This window comes from Dictyoglomus sp. SSW (assembly GCF_055181335.1).
Genome location: NZ_CM143705.1, coordinates 920,425 through 938,681, shown reverse-complemented (window position 1 = coordinate 938,681; position 18,257 = coordinate 920,425). Strand labels below are relative to the sequence as shown.

The following is an 18,257-nucleotide window of genomic DNA, read 5'->3' as shown; positions in this document are numbered from 1 at the left end:
TTCATTAAAATATGTCTCCAAAACTAAAATGAATTCTCCACTTAGTATTAGGATCCATTGGATCATTACCAAAATTATATCCAAAATCAAATCTTATTGGAATAATTATAGTTTCATACCTTAAACCAAGTCCTACGCCAGTATAAAGTTTAATATCAGATAAGGAGGAAATATCTTTTGAATACCATGTACTTCCTGTATCTAAAAAGAAAACCCCATAAATTCCATTCCCAAGAGGAATTCTATATTGGACATTAAAAAGAGCAAATGTATCTCCTTTAAATTCATTATCATAAAATCCTCTGATAGAACTTGAGCCACCTAAGGTAAAGAGTTCAGTAGTTGGTATATTACCCTCCCCATATCCTAATCCTAATCTAAATGATAAAACTTGTCTATTTTTCTGCTCTATAATAGTTAAGGTGGACTCTCTATTAGTGAGAGGTATATGCCACTGAAAATCTCCTACATATTTGATAAAGTTAGCATCACTTCCACCACCAGCAAATTCTAAGTTTACATATTGTCTATTTCCTTGTGTAGGATTTAAATAAAAATCTCTAGAATCTCTTATTAATCCTATCTTAAAACTCCCTACACTACTCTTAGGATTAGAGTTATCCAAATAAGTAATCTCTTCATATTTAAAACCAAAAGAAAGGCTCCAAAGTCTACCCAAAGGATAGGAGAATGAAAAAGCACCCCCAGTCTTTTCAACGGTAGATGTTGTTAAATCTGTAATAGTTGTTTTTTTGTCATAAATATCCAATTGAAAAGAATTTCTCCCTCCTAAAAACCAAGGATCACTGAAACTTAACTGATAATTGATCTTTCCTAAACCTGTTAATGATAATTGTAAACTTAAACTTTTAGCTTTCCCAAATAAATTGCCTTCTTTATACTCCACAAAACCATATATACCTACATCCGTCGCATACCCACCACCAAAATTAAAAGATCCGGAAAGTTTTTCTTTTGCAACATAAATAACCTTTACCATTTCCTCTGAACTTCCCTGTTCGAACCTAACAGATACGTCTTCAAATATTCCCACATTATATATATTTTGAAGATCCCTTTTTATCTTTTCCCAATTAACAGGTTCTCCAACCTTTAATGAAATTTCCCTCTTAATCACATTCTTATCTGTCGGTCTTCTTAGTACAGCTAAAAATCCTAATACCGAAGTTTCTGTAGCAGGAACAATTTCTACTCCAATGTCTTCTACTTTATACTCCTTAAAGGTAAATATCAATTCACCATCTTCAGTAAAAGAGAAGGATTGAAGAACTGTGAAAACATACCCTTTTTGTTGGAGGAAATTTTGAATATTAATTATATCCTTTTTTATAAAATTAGTATTAAAAGGGCTATCCTCTTTTGTTAACAATATAGTCTTTAAGTAATCAATTGCTACTCCCGTTAATCCTACAAAACTTATCTTTCTAACTATAGGATTTTCCTTAAAAATAAAAGTAAGAGATATCTTATCTTCATTGGTTATGGATTCTACATCTACATCTTCAAAATAACCTAATTCTTTAAATTTAGAAACTTGTTCATCAATCTTATCTTGCGTAATAAAATCCCCCCTATCTATTATTCTATACTTGTCAACCTCGGATTCTGCAACTTTAGAAAGTCCTTTATAACTAATATTCTCTAAGATAGGACTTTCCCTTACTATAAAAGTCACATAAGCCATATTATTAGGTGACACCACATATTTTATATCTACATATGAAAAATAACCAGAATTTATTAAGAGATTTTTTCTTTCTTCAACATATTTTTCAGATAAGAAATCCTTTGAAGTTTTTTTAATTATATTAAAAAACTTATCCTTGGACACATTTTTTAAACCCTTTACATCGATCAAAACTATCCATGGATTTTCCTTTAAGTTAATATCTAATCCAGCAGCATTGTTTCCAAGATTAATTGTTTTAAAAGCTATTTCTTTAAAATATCCTGTATCCTCTAATCTAGATCTTAGATTGTCTAAAAGCCCTTGAGACAGATAAACCTCTGTATTTAAAAATATAGAATTTCCTTTTATATCTCCCTTAAATCCTATTACTTGCATTAAATCTTTCATCTCTAATTTATTTAGACCAGAAATCGAGATTTTAGATAATAACGGATTCTCTTTTAGATTTATATTAAGTGATAACTTATTATCCTTTTTTTCAATTTTAAAATCTACTTCAGAAAATAAACCACTATACATTAACATTTCTTTCTTCTCTAAAATTGCATCTTCCGATATAAGCATGCCTTCTTTTAACCCTAATAATTCTAACACTCTCTCCTTAGATATTCTATTTAGTCCGTTTATTTGAATGCTATCTAAAACTGGATTTTCTTTAAAATAAAATGTCAAAATTACACCAGAATCTATTTTTTCTTGTGTAATATCAATATCAGAAAAATAACCTTTAGACATGAATTTTCTTCTCTGCTCCCAGATAAGCTGATCAGTAGTCCATCCTATATAAGGAAGAATAACTGAATCTTGAATATCTTTTAAAGCTAGTTTCTGTAAGCCTTGAAATCTTACTCCATTCACAAATATAAGAAAGGGTGATTCTACCACATTTATTTCAAGAATAATTCCATCCTTCTGGGAGATCTTATTCAACACAACAGAAATGAAATAAGAAGAATCCTCCAATTTTTCTTTTATCGCATTCAGTTTATCGTCAGAGATATATATATTCTTTCCTATTCCTGCTATCTTTAATATCTCTTGAGTGCTTATTTTTGTATTGCCCTTTACTATAACATCTATTACTTTATATTCTGTCTGAGCGAATACTAATACAGAGGAAAATATTAAAAAGAAGAATAAGGATAAAAATACTATCTTTTTCAAAGCTAATTCACCTTCCTTCTTAAAACTTTGTAGAATATTCCATATTAAAATTGAATTGTTTTCCCTGAGAGGTATAAAGCTTAAATTTCAAATCATTACTTAATTTATAGCTAAATTCACCACTCCACATCCTATCTCCCCCTAAAGAATAATTTAATGTGAAATATAATCTATCCCAAATTCTCTTTTCAAGAGTTAAGCTTTTCCAAATCGGTAATAAACCTTGTATTTCATAATCTACTTTTAAACTATCAAGACTAAAGATATTAGATATCTCTGAAACAATAGGATTTAAAATAAAATTTCCAAAAGCAGAGCTTATAACTCCTTCTACTCCTATAGGAATGCTTTCTATAATACTTGAAAGAGTCCAGGTTTCTGATTGTGCTATAGGAAGATTTTTTTGTCCCACAAGAAGAAATAAAATTTCTCTAAAGGTAAGAGGAGGATCTGAAGAAAACACAAAAGAATTATTTCCCATAAAACTATAACCTTTCAAATATATGATATATCCCTGTATGATAGTACTAGCAGAAATTTCCCAAATATTCTCTTCAAAACTTAAGCCAGGAAACTTAATATATCCATTATTCACAATAAAAGAATTACCTAAAACATTAATATTTCCACTATTAAAGGATAACTTTCCATCCAAAATTGGCTTTGCACTATTACCTTTTACTGCAAGATCCCCCTTAATTGACAGATATAAAAACTCATTTTCATAAAACATAACATTATCTTTAAAGGATATTTTAAGATCAAAATCTAATGGAAGAGAAATATTAGGAATCTGTGTATTTAACTGCGGATATTTAACATGGGTATTAAAAACTATGCAATTTCCACTAAGAATATATCTATCTTTTTTCTGATAAAACATTAAATCCCCAGATAAATAGCCCTTTGCCATATCAGGTATGCAAAAACAAATTTCTGAAAAATCAGATTTTATCATTATATTTGGATAAACTTTACCTTTTAAAATAAGATTATTATTGTCTCCACCTAAATTTAAATTATTTAATAAAATCTCACCATTTTTTGCAATCATATCAAAACTTACATACTTAAATTTTTTTTCTATATAATTAACCACAATCGGATCTTTCCATTTAATATCACCTTCAATACTTTGAAGATCCTTATTACCCTTTATACTGACCCTTAATTCTCCCTTAGTTATATCTCCGCTTTTTAAAATTCCTTTCGGTAATAATGAATTAATAAAGAAAATATCAGGTAATGATATGTTAAATGTAAAGTCATTCAAAGAAAATTCTCCTTTAATTTCACCATTATCTTTTGACAATCTTGAGATCGTTCCTCTCAATAAATATCTATTCTGGATGTTATAAATATTCATGGATATATCAAATGGCATAAATCCAGAGATAACCACATCCTTGGTATTTAATTTTACATTATTCACTTGAAAACTCTTCATCTCCATATTACCAGATAACATTCCACTTACAAAATCTATATTCATATTTTTCAAAAAACTAAGATTAATATTTTCAAAAGCCCAAAATCCATTTCCAGAAAAATCTATGTTCCCTTCAATTTTTCCAGCCTCTTCTAAATAAACCCTTAAAAATACTTCTCCTTCTTTTAAAGAAATATTAGCGATGAGATCTTTTAGTTGAAAAACGTTATGCTTATCTATTTTGAGATTAATATAATCAAGATCCTTGTTGACTTTTCCAATAAAAGATGAATTTAAGAGAGAAATCTTAGAATTAATATAAAGATTAAAATCATTATTTCCTTTTAAATCAAATACCCCATCAATTTTTAAATTAACTAATGAATAATCAAAAACAATCTGGAACTTCAAAAGATCTTTGTAAGTTCCTTTAAATACAACATTATTTAAGTTTATATTTCGAATGCTAAAAGTCTTAGAAACCCCAGAGAAATTAATCCCCTCATTAGCAAAATCTATTTCTAATTGATCAATTTTTCCTAAATAATCATTAAGAGAAGAAAGATCTAAATTCTCACAGATAATTTTAACCTCTTTTTCTTTCAAGTTCACATTACCAGCTAACTTTCCTCCAAGAATATTCCCATTTAATTTCATATTATCCTTTTCAATCTCTACACTAAGCTTAACAAATTCATTTCTCTCTCTATATATAAAAATCTCTCCTTTTAGATTTACACTATCAAAAGAAAACTTTCCAACTCCTTCTAAAGAATATGGTCCAATAAAGCTGATATCTTTTATCTCTTTAGAATTTGAAAGATCTAATGTTGCTTTTATATCTTCTATATTCATGCCGTAAAAATCTAATTTAGGAATTTTAAAGAGTACCTTATTTCCTTTTATTAATACATTTCCTGAAAGCTCAAAATCCAGCAACTTAATATCATTAAAATCTATGTTCCCATCACCCGAAATATCATAATAACCTTTTATTGATCCCTCAAGAATTTGCCCATCTATATTAAATTTGTTATCCCTAAAGCTCCCATGTATATATCCAAGTTTATTTTTATTAATTAAAAGATTTTCAAGTAGTATATTTCCTTTTTCTAAAGAAAAAACAAAATTACCTTCCAAACTACCTATATTATCAAGTTCTGAATAAAATTCTCCTGAAAACTTATTATCCATGGTTAATTTCAATTTTTTAACCTTACCACCCAAAAAATCAATATTTTCGCCCCAAAATGAAATCTTCCAATTGTTAAAATCTCCTTCTATTTTTGCATTCAAAAAGCAATCTTTATCCACACTCAAAAAATAACCATCAACACTTCCACTACTATCTAAATTCAAATCAAAATTAGAAACCTTAATTTCAAAATCTTTATATTTTAGACTTCCTATTTTTGTATAAAATTTCAACTTCCAAGAAGAAAAATCTCCTTTAAAATAAAATAAACTATTAAAACTAAACTCCTCTCTAAAAGATAATCTTCCTTCCACTTCCCCATTCATATTTAAAATATTTAACTTTCCCTTTCCTAAAAATAAACTATTATTATATTTTCCACTTAAGGACAGGCTTAGATTCTTTAAATCATGACCCTTTAGATTTATGCTGACTATTCTCAATGGAAAGTTTTTGATAATAAGATCTTTTCCATAGAGAGATATATCAAAATAGGGATTCTTTAAAATATTACCTGAGATCTTAATCCTTATCAACAGATCTCCATCAATATCTAAGTTGGATAATTGATGAATTGAGGATTTAATTTTCAATATTTCAATATTTGATGAAAGAAGAGAAATGTATCCTAATAGATTTTTAGGATCATATTTACCGCTTACCCGAACATATCCAAAATCATCAGTAAGTAATTTACCATTAATATTAAAATCTTCCGTAGTAGTTTTGTTTATACCTAATACTCCTTTTTTAACATATATCCCTGCGGATATACTAAAAAACTCTAACCTTAGCTTTTTAAAAAAAAAACTGAATTTCTCAATAAATCAAAATTTAAGCTTCCTTCCTCATTTTCCAAAGAAAAGATAATTTTTTCAGCAGAATAATCTCCCATTTTTCCATTCTCTATTACTCCATCAACAAAAACCTTCCATCCTTTACTAGCCTCTTTATTCCCCTTCACAACTAAAGAACCTTTTCCTTCTATATCTGGTAGGTTAAATAGCTTGGATATCTTTTCTAATCTTATGTTTTCAGCACTTAAGTAAAACTTGCCAGAATTCTTTTCAAGTTCATAATTCATATTTCCTGATGCCTTACCAATTTCCAAATCACCAGTAAAAGAGACTAAAAGCCCAGGTATCTTAGCATCCAGATTTAAGGCTATATTATCAAATTTGATATCATAAATAGTTCCATCTTTAATATACACCTCTCCTGAAATCCAGGGTTTATCCCATGAATTTTTAATAATTAAATTTCCTTCTCCCTTTCCCTTAAGTTTGAGGGAACTATTAAGAAACTCTTTATCTATTTTCTCTCCATTAAGGTTCTTAAAAGATACTTGGATATCAGGATCTGGTGCTACTTTCCCACTGAAATTTACAGAAGCTTCAAACCAAACCCCATCTCCTTGTACAACTGATATATTTTCATTATTTATTTTTACCTTCATACATACATTCTCTATTGTTCCTGGAACACCAGATATGCTTCCTTTTACCTCTTTTGTATCCATCTCTCCACTATAACTCCATTTATCTTTGTCCCCTTTTGTATTAAACCATCCAGAAAAAGTTCCCTTTTCAACCTTAAATATATCAGGTAGAAATATAGGAGCCCATATTGTAGCATTAGTATTTTTAAACTCAAAAGTTAAATCTCCCGATAATTTGGAAAAATTATAATATCCATAGGCTTTTATGTTTTGTCCATCAGCCAAGATTGTAGCTACATCATAATTTATGACTTGATTTTTATAAGATAAATCTCCATTTACCTTATTTATCTCTATATCTTTCTTAAGCTTCAAATCCCTGATTACAAAAATTCCATCTTTTATTTTTCCCTTAATTTCAATATTGATATTTTGAGAAGATGTCCCAGATTTTCCAATACCAGGAATTTCAGGAAACTTCCATTCCCCTTTTTCATCATGTATTATTATTATTTTGGGTTTTATAAATTCTAAAGTAATAGGAGAAAGCTTTATAGCATCTCCCACTGAAAGGCTTACATTGGTAAATAACGCAAAATTTCCAAGCTCTAACTTTGCAATCTGTATCTTATTCGGAAAAATATACCTTACATCTTCTACCTTAAAAGATTCTCCAAAACTTCTATTCAATACATAAACTACAACATACTTTACCCATAATGGTGATGTTATGTATATAATTCCTATTAATATAAAAACTATACTAAAGACTAAGATCAGAAACTTTTTTACCTTCTTCATAACTCACTCTCTTAACATTTGCTCCTAATGTAGAAAGTTTTTCTTCTAAAGCCACATATCCTCTATCTATATGTTCATCCACATCTAATACCTCTGTAACTCCTTCTGCCACTAAACCTGCAAGCACTAAGGCAGCACCCGCTCTTAGATCTGTAGCCTCCACAGGTGCTCCTTTCAATTTTTCAACTCCCTGTATCAAAGCTGTTCTTCCATCTATACTTATTTTAGCACCTAATCTCAACAATTCTCCTACATGTAAAAATCTATTTTCAAAAACAGTCTCAACTATCAAACTTGTACCCTGAGCAAGGCTTAAAAATACCATCATTTGAGGTTGAAGATCTGTAGGAAAACCAGGATAAGGCATAGTAGTTACCTCTATCCCTTTCCAAACCTTTTCTCCTTTAACCCTTACCTCTCTATCCCTTATTTGCAAAGAATTTACACCAGCCTCTTTAAGCTTAATAAATAAACTTTGGAGATGTTCAGGTTCTATATTCTTTATTACTAAATCTTTTCCTATCATTATTCCTGCTATTATAAAGGTCCCTGCTGCTATCCTATCAGGAATAATTTTATAATAATCAATGGGTTGTAATTCTTTCTTACCTTTTATATATATGGTGGAAGTGCCTAAGCCTTCAATTTCCGCTCCCATGCTTTTTAAAAAATTTCCAAGGTCCACAACTTCAGGTTCACAAGCTGCATTCTCTATTATAGTTTCTCCTTGAGCTAAAACAGCAGCCATCATAATATTTCTTGTAGCTCCTACACTTGGTTTATCAAGATGAATTTTGGCTCCCTTCAACCCCTTTTTTGCTCTTGCACAAACAAAACCTTTATCTACAGTTATCTCTGCTCCTAAACTTTCAAAGCCTTTTATATGAAGATCCACCGGTCTTAAACCAATTCTACATCCACCTGGATAAGGAATCTCTGCTTCTCCAAAGTAAGCAAGTAGAGGTCCCATCAATTCAAAAGAAGCTCTCATTCGAGAAACTAATTCATAAGGAGCTCTATATCCCTTTGGTTCTCCTTTAATAAGTACCTTATCTCCTTCTAAAAACTCTACGCTTAATCCTAAATATCTCAGTATTTCAGCCATTGTTAAGTTATCTTTTACAGGTGGAACATTATCCAAAATAAGATCTCCAGAGTTTAAAAGAGAGGCAGCCATAATAGGCAGAGAAGCATTTTTACTTCCCCATATATCTATTTCACCTTTAAGCTTATGTCTGCCTTCAATAATAAACTTATCTCTCATTCCAACTTTATTTAAAGTAATATTATTTGGTTCCAAAAAGTCTGTCTCCTGCATCTCCAAGCCCCGGCACTATATATCCGTGATCATTTAGATACTCATCTACAGCAGCAGTATAAATTTCCACATCTGGGTGAACCTCTTTAAAAGCCTTAATACCTTCAGGAGCAGCTATTATACAAACAAATTTAATGTTTTTAACTTGCTTTGATTTCAAAATTGATATGGCTGCAATTGCTGATCCACCAGTAGCAAGCATTGGATCAACTACAATTACTTCTCTTTCGCTTATGTCTTCTGGTAGCTTAGTATAATATTGGACTGGTTGAAGTGTATTTGGATCTCTATAAAGTCCTATATGACCAACCTTAGCTGAAGGAAGAATTTGTAACATACCCTCAGCCATTACAAGACCAGCTCTCAATATAGGCACTATCGCTAAGTCTTTATTGTTTAAAACTTTTCCCTTTGCTTTACCAAGAGGAGTTTCCACTTCCACTTCTTTTAATGGTAAATCTCTTGTAACTTCATATAGCATAAGGCTTGATATCTCTGAAAGTAATTCTCTAAATTCTTTGGGCTGTGTATTCTTATCTCTTAATTTTGTAAGTTTATGTTGAACTAAAGGATGATCAACCAATTTAACCATTTAATTAATTCTCCTTTCTATAAATTGGAAATTGCTTGCAAAGCTCTTCTACTTCACTTTTTACCTTTTCCTTTACTTTATCGTCCTTTATGTTTGATAAAACCTCATGAATAAGTCTCGCAATATATCTCATTTCACCTTCTTTCATACCTCTTGTAGTTAAAGCTGGTGTACCAATTCTTATACCACTTGTAACAGTAGGCGGTTGAGGATCAAAGGGTATTGAATTTTTATTCACAGTAATACCAGCTTCTTCTAATGCTTTTTCAGCTTCTTTTCCAGTAATACCCTTATCTCTCAAATCTACTAACATGAGATGATTATCAGTACCACCACTTACCAATCTATATCCAAGTCTCATAAGTTCATCAGCAAGAGCTTTAGCATTAAATATAATTTGCCTTTGATACTCTTTAAACTCAGGAGACATAGCCTCTTTAAATGCTACAGCTTTGGCTGCAATTACATGCATAAGAGGACCACCTTGAATACCTGGAAATATAGCCTTATCAATCTCCTTTGCAAACTCTTTTTTACAAAGGATAAAACCTCCTCTTGGCCCTCTTAAAGTTTTATGAGTAGTACTTGTAACAAATTGAGCATAAGGGACAGGAGATGGATGCAACCCTGCAGCAATCAGCCCTGCAATATGTGCCATATCAACCATAAGATAAGCACCTACATCCTCTGCTATACTTGAAAATTTTTCAAAATCAATAATACGAGGATACGCACTTGCCCCAGCAACAATAAGTTTTGGCTTTACTTCCTTTGCCAAATTCCAAACAGCATCATAATTTATTCTCTCAGTGTCTTTATCTACTCCATAAAAATAAAAATTAAAAAATTTACCAGAAAAATTTACAGGACTTCCATGAGTTAAGTGTCCCCCATGTGCCAAATTCATACCTAAAACCTTGTCTCCAGGATTTAACACTACAAAATAAACAGCCATATTTGCTTGACTTCCAGAATGAGGTTGAACATTTGCATGCTCAGCACCATAAATAGCCTTTACTCTTTCTCTTGCTATATCCTCTACCCTATCCATATAAAGACAACCACCATAATATCTTTTTCCAGGATAACCTTCAGCATACTTGTTAGTAAGAACAGAACCTTGAGCCTCAAGAACAGCTCTACTTACAAAATTTTCAGAGGCTATAAGTTCTAAATGATACTCCTCCCTATATTCTTCACCCCTTATTGCTTCATAAATTTCAGGATCTACATTAGGTAAGTACTTCACAGCTCCTCCTCCTCAATCATAGATATTTTTTGAATTCTTAATTTATGTCTTCCACCAGTAAACTCAGAATTTAGCCATACTTTTACTATCTCCTTTGCCAAATCATAACCAAGGATTCTCCCTCCTAATGCCAAAATGTTTGCATCATTATGTTCTCTACTTAATTTTGCCTCATAAGGATCTCTACATAAAGCAGCTCTTATACCTTTTACTTTGTTAGCTACAATACTCATACCTATACCTGTACCACAAATTAATATACCTTTTTCAAAACCCCCTCTTGCCACAGCCCTTGCTACTAATATCCCATAATCAGGATAATCTGTTCTTTCTGCCGAATAAGTTCCAAAATCATGATAACTAATATTCCATTCTTCTAACCATTTTTTTAATTCTTCTTTTAATAAATATCCTGCATGATCAGCCCCAATTGCAATCTTCATAGATCTACCCTCACCATCATATTTTTGATTAAGTTTTTTAATTCTTTTTCTATCTTATTACGAACTTCTCTATACGTCTCTATATCTTTACCATATGGATCCAAAATATCTTCATCACTTAGAGTAGATATTTTGTAGCTATATTTAGGATAAACACTTTTTAAAATCTCAGCTTGTTCTTTTGTCATAGTAAAAACACAATTAGCTCTTTCCATGAGTTCATTATCTATTTTTTTAGAAGAATGATTTGTAATATCAACACCTATCTCTTTCATTACTTCTTGAGAATATATAGATGCCTTATTTCCTTCCAAAGCAAATATACCTGCCGAGGAAACTTCAATTTCTATATCATACTCTTTAATAAGCTTACGAAAAAGATATTCTGCCATTGGACTTCTACAAGTATTTCCTGTACAAACGAATAATATCATCACTATTTATCACCTGCTGCTCTCTTTAGTCTATCCATAATTGCAAGACCTATTCCCTCTTCTGGATAAGATTCCGCAAGAATAATATCAACTTCCTTCTCCAATCTTCGTAAGGAGGGAAATAAATTTAAAGCAATATTATATAGATCAGATCTACTTCCTATAACATAAATTTTAAGATCTTTTGGATAAACATCTCTGGTTTCTTCTGAAGCAAGAACTCCCACTTTTTTACCTTCCTTTATCCAAGATTTTATTTTATTTTGCCATATTTCATTAAACTCTTCAATAATGTATAAAGGTACCTTAGGAGCATAATGTCTATATTTTAAGCCAGGAGAGGGAATATCTTCTTTTTTTACTTCTTTCCAAAAAACTATTTTTTTCTTTAATACTTTCTCAATTTCTTCTTTTGGACATGCTCCAGGCCTATATAAAACAGGTGGATCAGTAGTTATATCCAAAACTGTAGATTCTACTCCAAAACTTACATCTCCCCCATCAATTATTAAATCAACCTTATCTCCTAAATCCTCAAGAACGTGTTCAGCCTTAGTAGGACTTGGTCTTCCGGAAGCATTTGCAGAAGGAGCAGCTATTGGCCGTCCAAAAAGATTTAGAAGGGTTAAAGCAACCTTATTTTGAGGTTCTCTTATACCCACTTTGGGACTTCCACCTGTAACTATATCACTAACTATAGGTGATTTATAGAAAATTAAAGTTAATGGCCCTGGCCAAAAAGCTTCCATTAATCTCTCAGCATCATGTGGAACATCATCCACAAGACTATAGACTTGCTCCATATTTCCTACATGAACAATAATGGGATTATCAGGTGGCCTACCTTTAGCTTCAAAAATTCTTCTAACAGCCTCTTCATTCAAAGCATCAGCCCCAAGACCATAGACAGTCTCTGTAGGAAAAGCCACAAGACCACCTCTTCTTAATACTTCAATCGCTATATTTAAAATCTTTTCATCTGGATTGTTTCTATCTACCTTAATTATTTCCACCATATTAATTTGATCACTCTATTCTTTTGGGAAAGATCTTTGTATACATGAAATTCAAACTTAAGAAAGGTTCTTTTAATCAATTTTACTAAATTGTCATAAATAAACGGTGAAATTTCAAAAATAAATACACCTTTATCCATCTTTTTCAAGTCCTTAATAATATTCTCATAAAAAACACAACCATTCCAACCACCATAAAGAGACTCCCAAGGCTCTCTTTTAACTTCCTTTTGAAGAAAAGGCATTTCCCAAGAAGCAATATATGGTGGATTACTTAATATTAAATCAAATTGTAAATTTCTCATGATAATAGGGTGTAGATAAGGTCCTAAGAAGAATTTAATCTTATCTATAACCCCATATTTTTGAGCATTAATTTTTGCAAATTTTAGAGCAAAAGGTGATATATCACACGCATAAACAGTGAGATTGTCAATTTTCTTAGCTAACGTTACTGCTAAATTACCACTACCTACCCCGATGTCAACAATTTTTTTTGAAGAATAACTTTTGATAGTATCAATAGTCACATCTACTAATAATTCCGTTTCATTTCTCGGTATCAAAACCCCTTTATCTGTAAAGAACTCATAATCATAAAAAAATTTTTTCTTAAGGATATAACTTATAGGTATTCCTTTTTTCCTTAAACCTAATAGTTTTTTAATCTCCTTTACCTTTTCTTCTTCAATAAAATCTACCGTATAAATAAAGCTTCTATCTTTATTTAGAACGTAGGATATAAGTAATTCAGCCTCCAAATATGCAGAATCTGGATCTATGTCTTCTAATTCTCTTTTTAACCAAAATAATACTTCTCTAAGAGCCTGCACTTACTTCTTCAAAAAGTTTTTTAATTTGCTCTTCTTTTTCAGCAAGGATGAGCCTATCTATAAACTCATCCAGCTCTCCTGATAACACTTCTTCTAATTGGAAAGATGAATAATTTATTCTGTGATCTGTAACTCTTCTTTGTGGAAAATTATATGTTCTTATCTTTTCACTTCTTTCCCCACTTCCTACTTGAGCTCTTCTTTGAGAAGCGATCTCATTTTCTTTTTCCTTTTGATAGTATTCATACAATCTTGCTCTAAGAACTTTCATGGCCTTTTCTCTATTTTGATGCTGAGATCTCTCGTCTTGACATTGAACCACAATTCCAGATGGTATATGGGTTATTCTTACTCCTGATTCTGTCTTATTTACATGTTGTCCTCCTGCCCCACCAGATCTAAAAGTCTCAATCCTAAGATCCTTAGGATCAATTTCTATTTCCACTTCCTCCATTTCAGGAAGAACCGCAACAGTAGCGGTAGATGTATGAATTCTTCCACTTGACTCAGTCACAGGTACTCTCTGAACTCTATGCACTCCACTCTCAAATTTGAGCCTACTATAAGCACCTTTACCTTCAACAATAAATATAATCTCTTTATAACCCCCAAGTCCTGTTGGGTTAGAACTCACAATATCTACCTTCCATCCCTTCTTCTGGGCATATCCAATATACATTCTAAAAAGATCTGCAGCGAAAAGGGCAGCCTCCTCTCCTCCAGCTCCTGCTCTTATCTCCATAATAATGTTTTTCTCATCATTAGGATCCTTAGGCAAAAGAGCAGATTTTAATTCAAACTCCTTTTGTTCAATCTTTCTTTCTATTTCTTCCAATTCCATCTCAGCTAAATTTCTAATCTCTTCATCATTTTCTTCTCTTAATACTTCTTCTAAATCTTCTTTTTCCTTCAATAATTTTTTATAATCTCTAAAATTCTCTACTATTTCCGTAATTTTTGCTCTTTCTTTAAGAAGATTCTGGTATTTGTTAAAATCATTAATTACCTCCTGTTGAGCTAAGAGATCCTCAATCTCATTAAATCTTTTTTCTATTTCTTCTAATTTTTCAATCACTATATCTTGAAGCATTTTCCTCCAGTGTCACCTCCTTTAAAGCTACAATTGCTGTTTCTAATTGCATATCATCTGGTTCTTTTGTTGTAAAATACTGCATCCATAACCCTGGTTTAAGCAAGATTTTCCAAAAAATAGAATCAATATGCTCAGATCCTAATTTTATTATCTCGTAAGATATACTAAAAATCAATGGGATAAGCAAAACTCTAGTAATAATTCTTAAAAGAAAAGGCTGTTTACCTAAAAAGGCAAAAATAACTATACTTACTATCATTACTACCAATAGAAAAGAGGTTCCACAGCGGGGATGAAAACGAGGATATTTCCTGCAATTCTCAACTGTTAATTCTTCTCCTGCCTCATAACAGAATACCGTCTTATGTTCTGCACCATGATATTGGAAAACTCTATAGATCTCTTTTATCTTACTTATCAAATAAAGATAAATTACAAAAATAGCTAATCTTATAATTCCCTCTAAAAGTCTCAAAATTATTAAAGAATTTATATATACCTCTATAGGTTTTAATATAAGAAGGGGTAAGACAATAAATAATGCAACAAAAAGAAGAAATCCTAAAATTAATGCAATACCTATCTCGGCATTACTGGTTGGTTTTTCATCTTCCTCAAAAGCAATCGATGTGGAATAATTCAATGCTTTTATTCCCCAAAAGAGAGAATCCATTAAAACCATAAGACCTCTTAGTAAAGGTATTCTTGTCCAGTTTTTAAAAAAGGGCTGTAATCTCTCTTTCTTTACAATAATTTCTCCCTTTGGGTCTCTTACAGCAACAGCAATATCTATTCCCTTTCTCATCATTACTCCCTCGTAAACTGCTTGTCCACCAACTAACTCTTTTTTATTCTTCATCTTTATCTCTCCTTAAAACTGTATGGCAATTTCTACATCTTGCTTCATAGCTTTCAAAAGCTCCTACTAAAATAATTGGATCGTCATAGTATGCAGGTTTTCCATTAATTATTCTTTGAGTTCTACTGGCTAAATTTCCACATTTCATACAAATAGCATGAAGTTTATCAACGTATTCTGCTACTGCCATTAAATATGGCATAGGGCCAAAAGGTTCTCCTCTAAAATCCTGATCTAAACCTGCCACGATAACCCTTTTCCCTTTATCTGCTAATCTCTGGCAAACTTTTACAATTCCCATATCAAAGAATTGTCCTTCTTCTATAGCTACAACCTGAGTATCCTCGTCTACATACTTTTCTATGTCTGCACTATTACTCACAGCTATCGCCTCTATCTTCAAACCTGTATGAGATGTTATATAATCTTTATCATATCTTGTATCTAAACTGTGCTTAAAAACTTGCACTTTTTGTTTTGCAATTTGTGCTCTTCTAACTCTTCTAATTAACTCTTCACTTTTTCCACTATACATTCCTCCACAAATAACCTCTATCCACCCTGAAGGCATATTCATAAATTCCATAAATTATCACCTTCTCTTAGGAATACAGCTCTTTCCCTCAGGACATGTACCTCTAAAACAAGACGGTCCTGCATCTTCAAATATATTAGGTGCTACTTTTTTAACCAAATCTAACATTTCCCAAGCCATCTCCCTTATTTCCCATTGGGCAGAATTACATGTTCTTAACGTAAAAAAATGAAGTAGTTCTCTGGCATTCATAGTAACAATTATTTTAGATTCCACAGCTTGGGGTAATAGATATCTTGCATCCTCCTTAGGAACTCCCATTTTTACAAGTTCCTCATAAGCATTAAAGGCTTTATCTAAAGTTTCTTTATATACTTTTTCCCTCTCCTTATCTATCAATATAGACTCAGGAATTACATATTCTTGCCTTATTTTTACATACCTCTGACTTTGTTGTGAATAAGATGCAATCCTATGTCTCACTAACTGATGAGTAGTAACTCTTGATATACCTTCTATATAAAAAGTAAAATTAGCATGCTCAAATATGGAAAAATGTTGTAAGGTTTTTGCCTTTTTTAAAAGACGAGAAATCTCCTCAAGAGTTAGTTTTTCTTCCAACTCTTCAATATTTCCTTGATAATGACATAATCTCATAGCCAGAGCACATACTTTTTCGGGCTCTGGCGTATAAGCTATTAGTTTTACCCTCAATTTTATTTAATTTCCCAATTATATTTTTTAGTAAATCTTTCTACTCTTCCCTCCGTATCCACAAATTTTCTTTGACCTGTAAAGAATGGATGGCATTTAGAGCATATTTCTACTGTCATATATTCCTTTGTTGATAAAGTCTCATAAACAGCCCCACATGCACATACTATCTTTGCTTTTTTCAATTCAGGATGAATACCTTTTTTCATGTTTCCTCTCCTTTCTTTACTATAAAATTTCCAAATTTACATTCTGAAAAATTATACCATAAAAATTATAAGGAGGCAGAAAGAAAATCTTCCTGCCTCCTTTTTACTTACCTTTACTTCAATTTAAATTAACGAGGCTCAACTATAAAACGGATGGCTGTTCTTTCTTCTCCATCAATTTGTACATCAGTAAATGCAGGAATACAAATTAAGTCAATGCCACTTGGAGCTACATAACCCCTGGTAATAGCAATTGCTTTAACTGCTTGGTTGACAGCTCCAGCACCAATTACTTGGATCTCAGCACGTCCCTTTTCACGAATTACACCTGCTAATGCACCAGCTACTGCATTAGGATTAGATTTAGCGGAAACTTTTAATACTTCTACCATAAACCTACCTCCTTTATATGTTCTTCCCATGGCAGACTTTTAAATTTTAAATTTCTCCCCTCCTTTGTAACCTGATAATGTTTTTTGTCTTTCCATTTACTTCTTCTACCTCTATAATCACCCCTTCCACTTTAAAAAGTCCTTTTTCTGGTACATCAAATTTTTGAGGTATTTGGAGAAGAAATTTCTTAAGAACAGCCTCCTTATCTACACCTAATATAGAATCGTAAGCCCCACACATACCTAAATCAGATATATAACCAGTTCCCCCTGGGAGAATTTTCTCATCAGCTGTCTGAACATGTGTATGTGTACCTACTACTGCTGTTACTCTTCCATCTAAAAAATATCCCATAGCTATCTTCTCAGACGTTGCTTCAGCATGCATATCCACTACTATTATTTTAGTATCTTTTTCCATTTCTTCAACTATATTATGCACTACTGTAAACGGATTTTCAATAGGTTCCATAAAAATACGTCCTTGTATATTAATTATACCAATTTTTTTGCCATAATATGAGACTGTAATATAGCCTCTACCAGGAACTCCCGAAGGATAATTAGCAGGTCTTAATACTCTCTCGTAATTCTCTAAAACAGAGATCCCTTCTTTTTTATCCCAAATATGATTACCACTTGTAAAAGCATCTATACCATAATCCATTAATTCTTTCAAAACACTTTCAGTAATACCAAATCCGGTAGCAGCATTTTCAATATTTGCAATTGTAAAATCAATTCCATATTCTTTTTTAATTTGAGGGAGAAGAAGCCCTACACCTCTTCTCCCTATTTTTCCTACTATATCACCAAGTATAAGAATATTCAT

17 protein-coding genes are annotated in these 18,257 nt (G+C 31.6%); all 17 read right to left on the bottom strand.

Annotation, left to right across the window (positions count from 1 at the left end; translation table 11 throughout):
• Positions 1-4 precede the first annotated feature (4 nt).
• The 17 genes from ACY3JM_RS04380 to ACY3JM_RS04300 all read right to left on the bottom strand — a co-directional run bounded on the left by ACY3JM_RS04380 (position 5) and on the right by ACY3JM_RS04300 (position 18,257).
• Positions 5-2,875 (bottom strand): BamA/TamA family outer membrane protein, encoded by a 2,871-nt coding sequence (locus ACY3JM_RS04380; RefSeq protein ID WP_463111782.1) that lies wholly within the window; start codon positions 2,873-2,875, stop codon positions 5-7.
• 19 nt (positions 2,876-2,894) lie between these two features.
• A complete protein-coding gene (locus tag ACY3JM_RS04375) occupies positions 2,895-6,092 on the bottom strand; it encodes a translocation/assembly module TamB domain-containing protein (RefSeq protein ID WP_463111781.1) in 3,198 nt (1,065 codons plus the stop codon).
• A 197-nt stretch (positions 6,093-6,289) separates the two neighbouring features.
• Positions 6,290-7,738 (bottom strand): translocation/assembly module TamB domain-containing protein, encoded by a 1,449-nt coding sequence (locus ACY3JM_RS04370; protein ID WP_463111780.1) that lies wholly within the window; start codon positions 7,736-7,738, stop codon positions 6,290-6,292.
• Complete coding sequence (gene murA, locus ACY3JM_RS04365) at positions 7,701-9,002, bottom strand: UDP-N-acetylglucosamine 1-carboxyvinyltransferase (protein WP_463083639.1); 1,302 nt, start codon at positions 9,000-9,002, stop codon at positions 7,701-7,703. The genes ACY3JM_RS04370 and murA overlap by 38 nt, the downstream gene beginning before the upstream one ends.
• A gap of 22 nt (positions 9,003-9,024) precedes the next feature.
• Positions 9,025-9,648, bottom strand: coding sequence for a uracil phosphoribosyltransferase (gene upp, locus ACY3JM_RS04360; protein ID WP_463082409.1), 624 nt, complete (start codon positions 9,646-9,648; stop codon positions 9,025-9,027).
• A 4-nt stretch (positions 9,649-9,652) separates the two neighbouring features.
• On the bottom strand, positions 9,653-10,897 hold the full coding sequence (locus ACY3JM_RS04355) for a serine hydroxymethyltransferase (RefSeq protein WP_463111779.1): 1,245 nt from the start codon (positions 10,895-10,897) through the stop codon (positions 9,653-9,655).
• A complete protein-coding gene (rpiB, locus tag ACY3JM_RS04350; protein WP_463082411.1) occupies positions 10,894-11,340 on the bottom strand; it encodes a ribose 5-phosphate isomerase B in 447 nt (148 codons plus the stop codon). The genes ACY3JM_RS04355 and rpiB overlap by 4 nt, the downstream gene beginning before the upstream one ends.
• Positions 11,337-11,774, bottom strand: a complete 438-nt coding sequence (locus tag ACY3JM_RS04345; RefSeq protein ID WP_463082412.1) for a low molecular weight protein arginine phosphatase — start codon at positions 11,772-11,774, stop codon at positions 11,337-11,339. The genes rpiB and ACY3JM_RS04345 overlap by 4 nt, the downstream gene beginning before the upstream one ends.
• Positions 11,775-11,776: 2 nt before the next feature.
• The gene (locus tag ACY3JM_RS04340) at positions 11,777-12,790 is read right to left on the bottom strand and encodes an L-threonylcarbamoyladenylate synthase (protein WP_463111778.1); all 1,014 of its coding nucleotides are present in this window, start codon (positions 12,788-12,790) and stop codon (positions 11,777-11,779) included.
• Positions 12,778-13,623 carry a peptide chain release factor N(5)-glutamine methyltransferase gene (gene prmC / locus ACY3JM_RS04335; RefSeq protein ID WP_463082414.1) on the bottom strand — a complete coding sequence of 282 codons (846 nt, stop codon included), beginning with the start codon at positions 13,621-13,623 and terminating at the stop codon, positions 12,778-12,780. Before prmC ends, ACY3JM_RS04340 begins: the two co-directional genes overlap by 13 nt.
• On the bottom strand, positions 13,610-14,713 hold the full coding sequence (gene prfA / locus ACY3JM_RS04330; RefSeq protein ID WP_463082415.1) for a peptide chain release factor 1: 1,104 nt from the start codon (positions 14,711-14,713) through the stop codon (positions 13,610-13,612). The genes prmC and prfA overlap by 14 nt, the downstream gene beginning before the upstream one ends.
• Positions 14,691-15,575, bottom strand: a complete 885-nt coding sequence (locus ACY3JM_RS04325; protein WP_463111777.1) for a DUF1385 domain-containing protein — start codon at positions 15,573-15,575, stop codon at positions 14,691-14,693. The genes prfA and ACY3JM_RS04325 overlap by 23 nt, the downstream gene beginning before the upstream one ends.
• On the bottom strand, positions 15,565-16,161 hold the full coding sequence (locus ACY3JM_RS04320; RefSeq protein ID WP_463082417.1) for a thymidine kinase: 597 nt from the start codon (positions 16,159-16,161) through the stop codon (positions 15,565-15,567). The genes ACY3JM_RS04325 and ACY3JM_RS04320 overlap by 11 nt, the downstream gene beginning before the upstream one ends.
• 6 nt (positions 16,162-16,167) lie before the next feature.
• Positions 16,168-16,824, bottom strand: a complete 657-nt coding sequence (gene thyX, locus ACY3JM_RS04315) for an FAD-dependent thymidylate synthase (protein WP_463111776.1) — start codon at positions 16,822-16,824, stop codon at positions 16,168-16,170.
• A gap of 2 nt (positions 16,825-16,826) precedes the next feature.
• Complete coding sequence (rpmE, locus tag ACY3JM_RS04310) at positions 16,827-17,033, bottom strand: 50S ribosomal protein L31 (protein WP_012583166.1); 207 nt, start codon at positions 17,031-17,033, stop codon at positions 16,827-16,829.
• Between the two features lie 128 nt (positions 17,034-17,161).
• A complete protein-coding gene (locus tag ACY3JM_RS04305; RefSeq protein WP_012548757.1) occupies positions 17,162-17,425 on the bottom strand; it encodes a stage V sporulation protein S in 264 nt (87 codons plus the stop codon).
• Between the two features lie 46 nt (positions 17,426-17,471).
• Positions 17,472-18,257, bottom strand: a complete 786-nt coding sequence (locus tag ACY3JM_RS04300) for a TIGR00282 family metallophosphoesterase (RefSeq protein WP_463082419.1) — start codon at positions 18,255-18,257, stop codon at positions 17,472-17,474.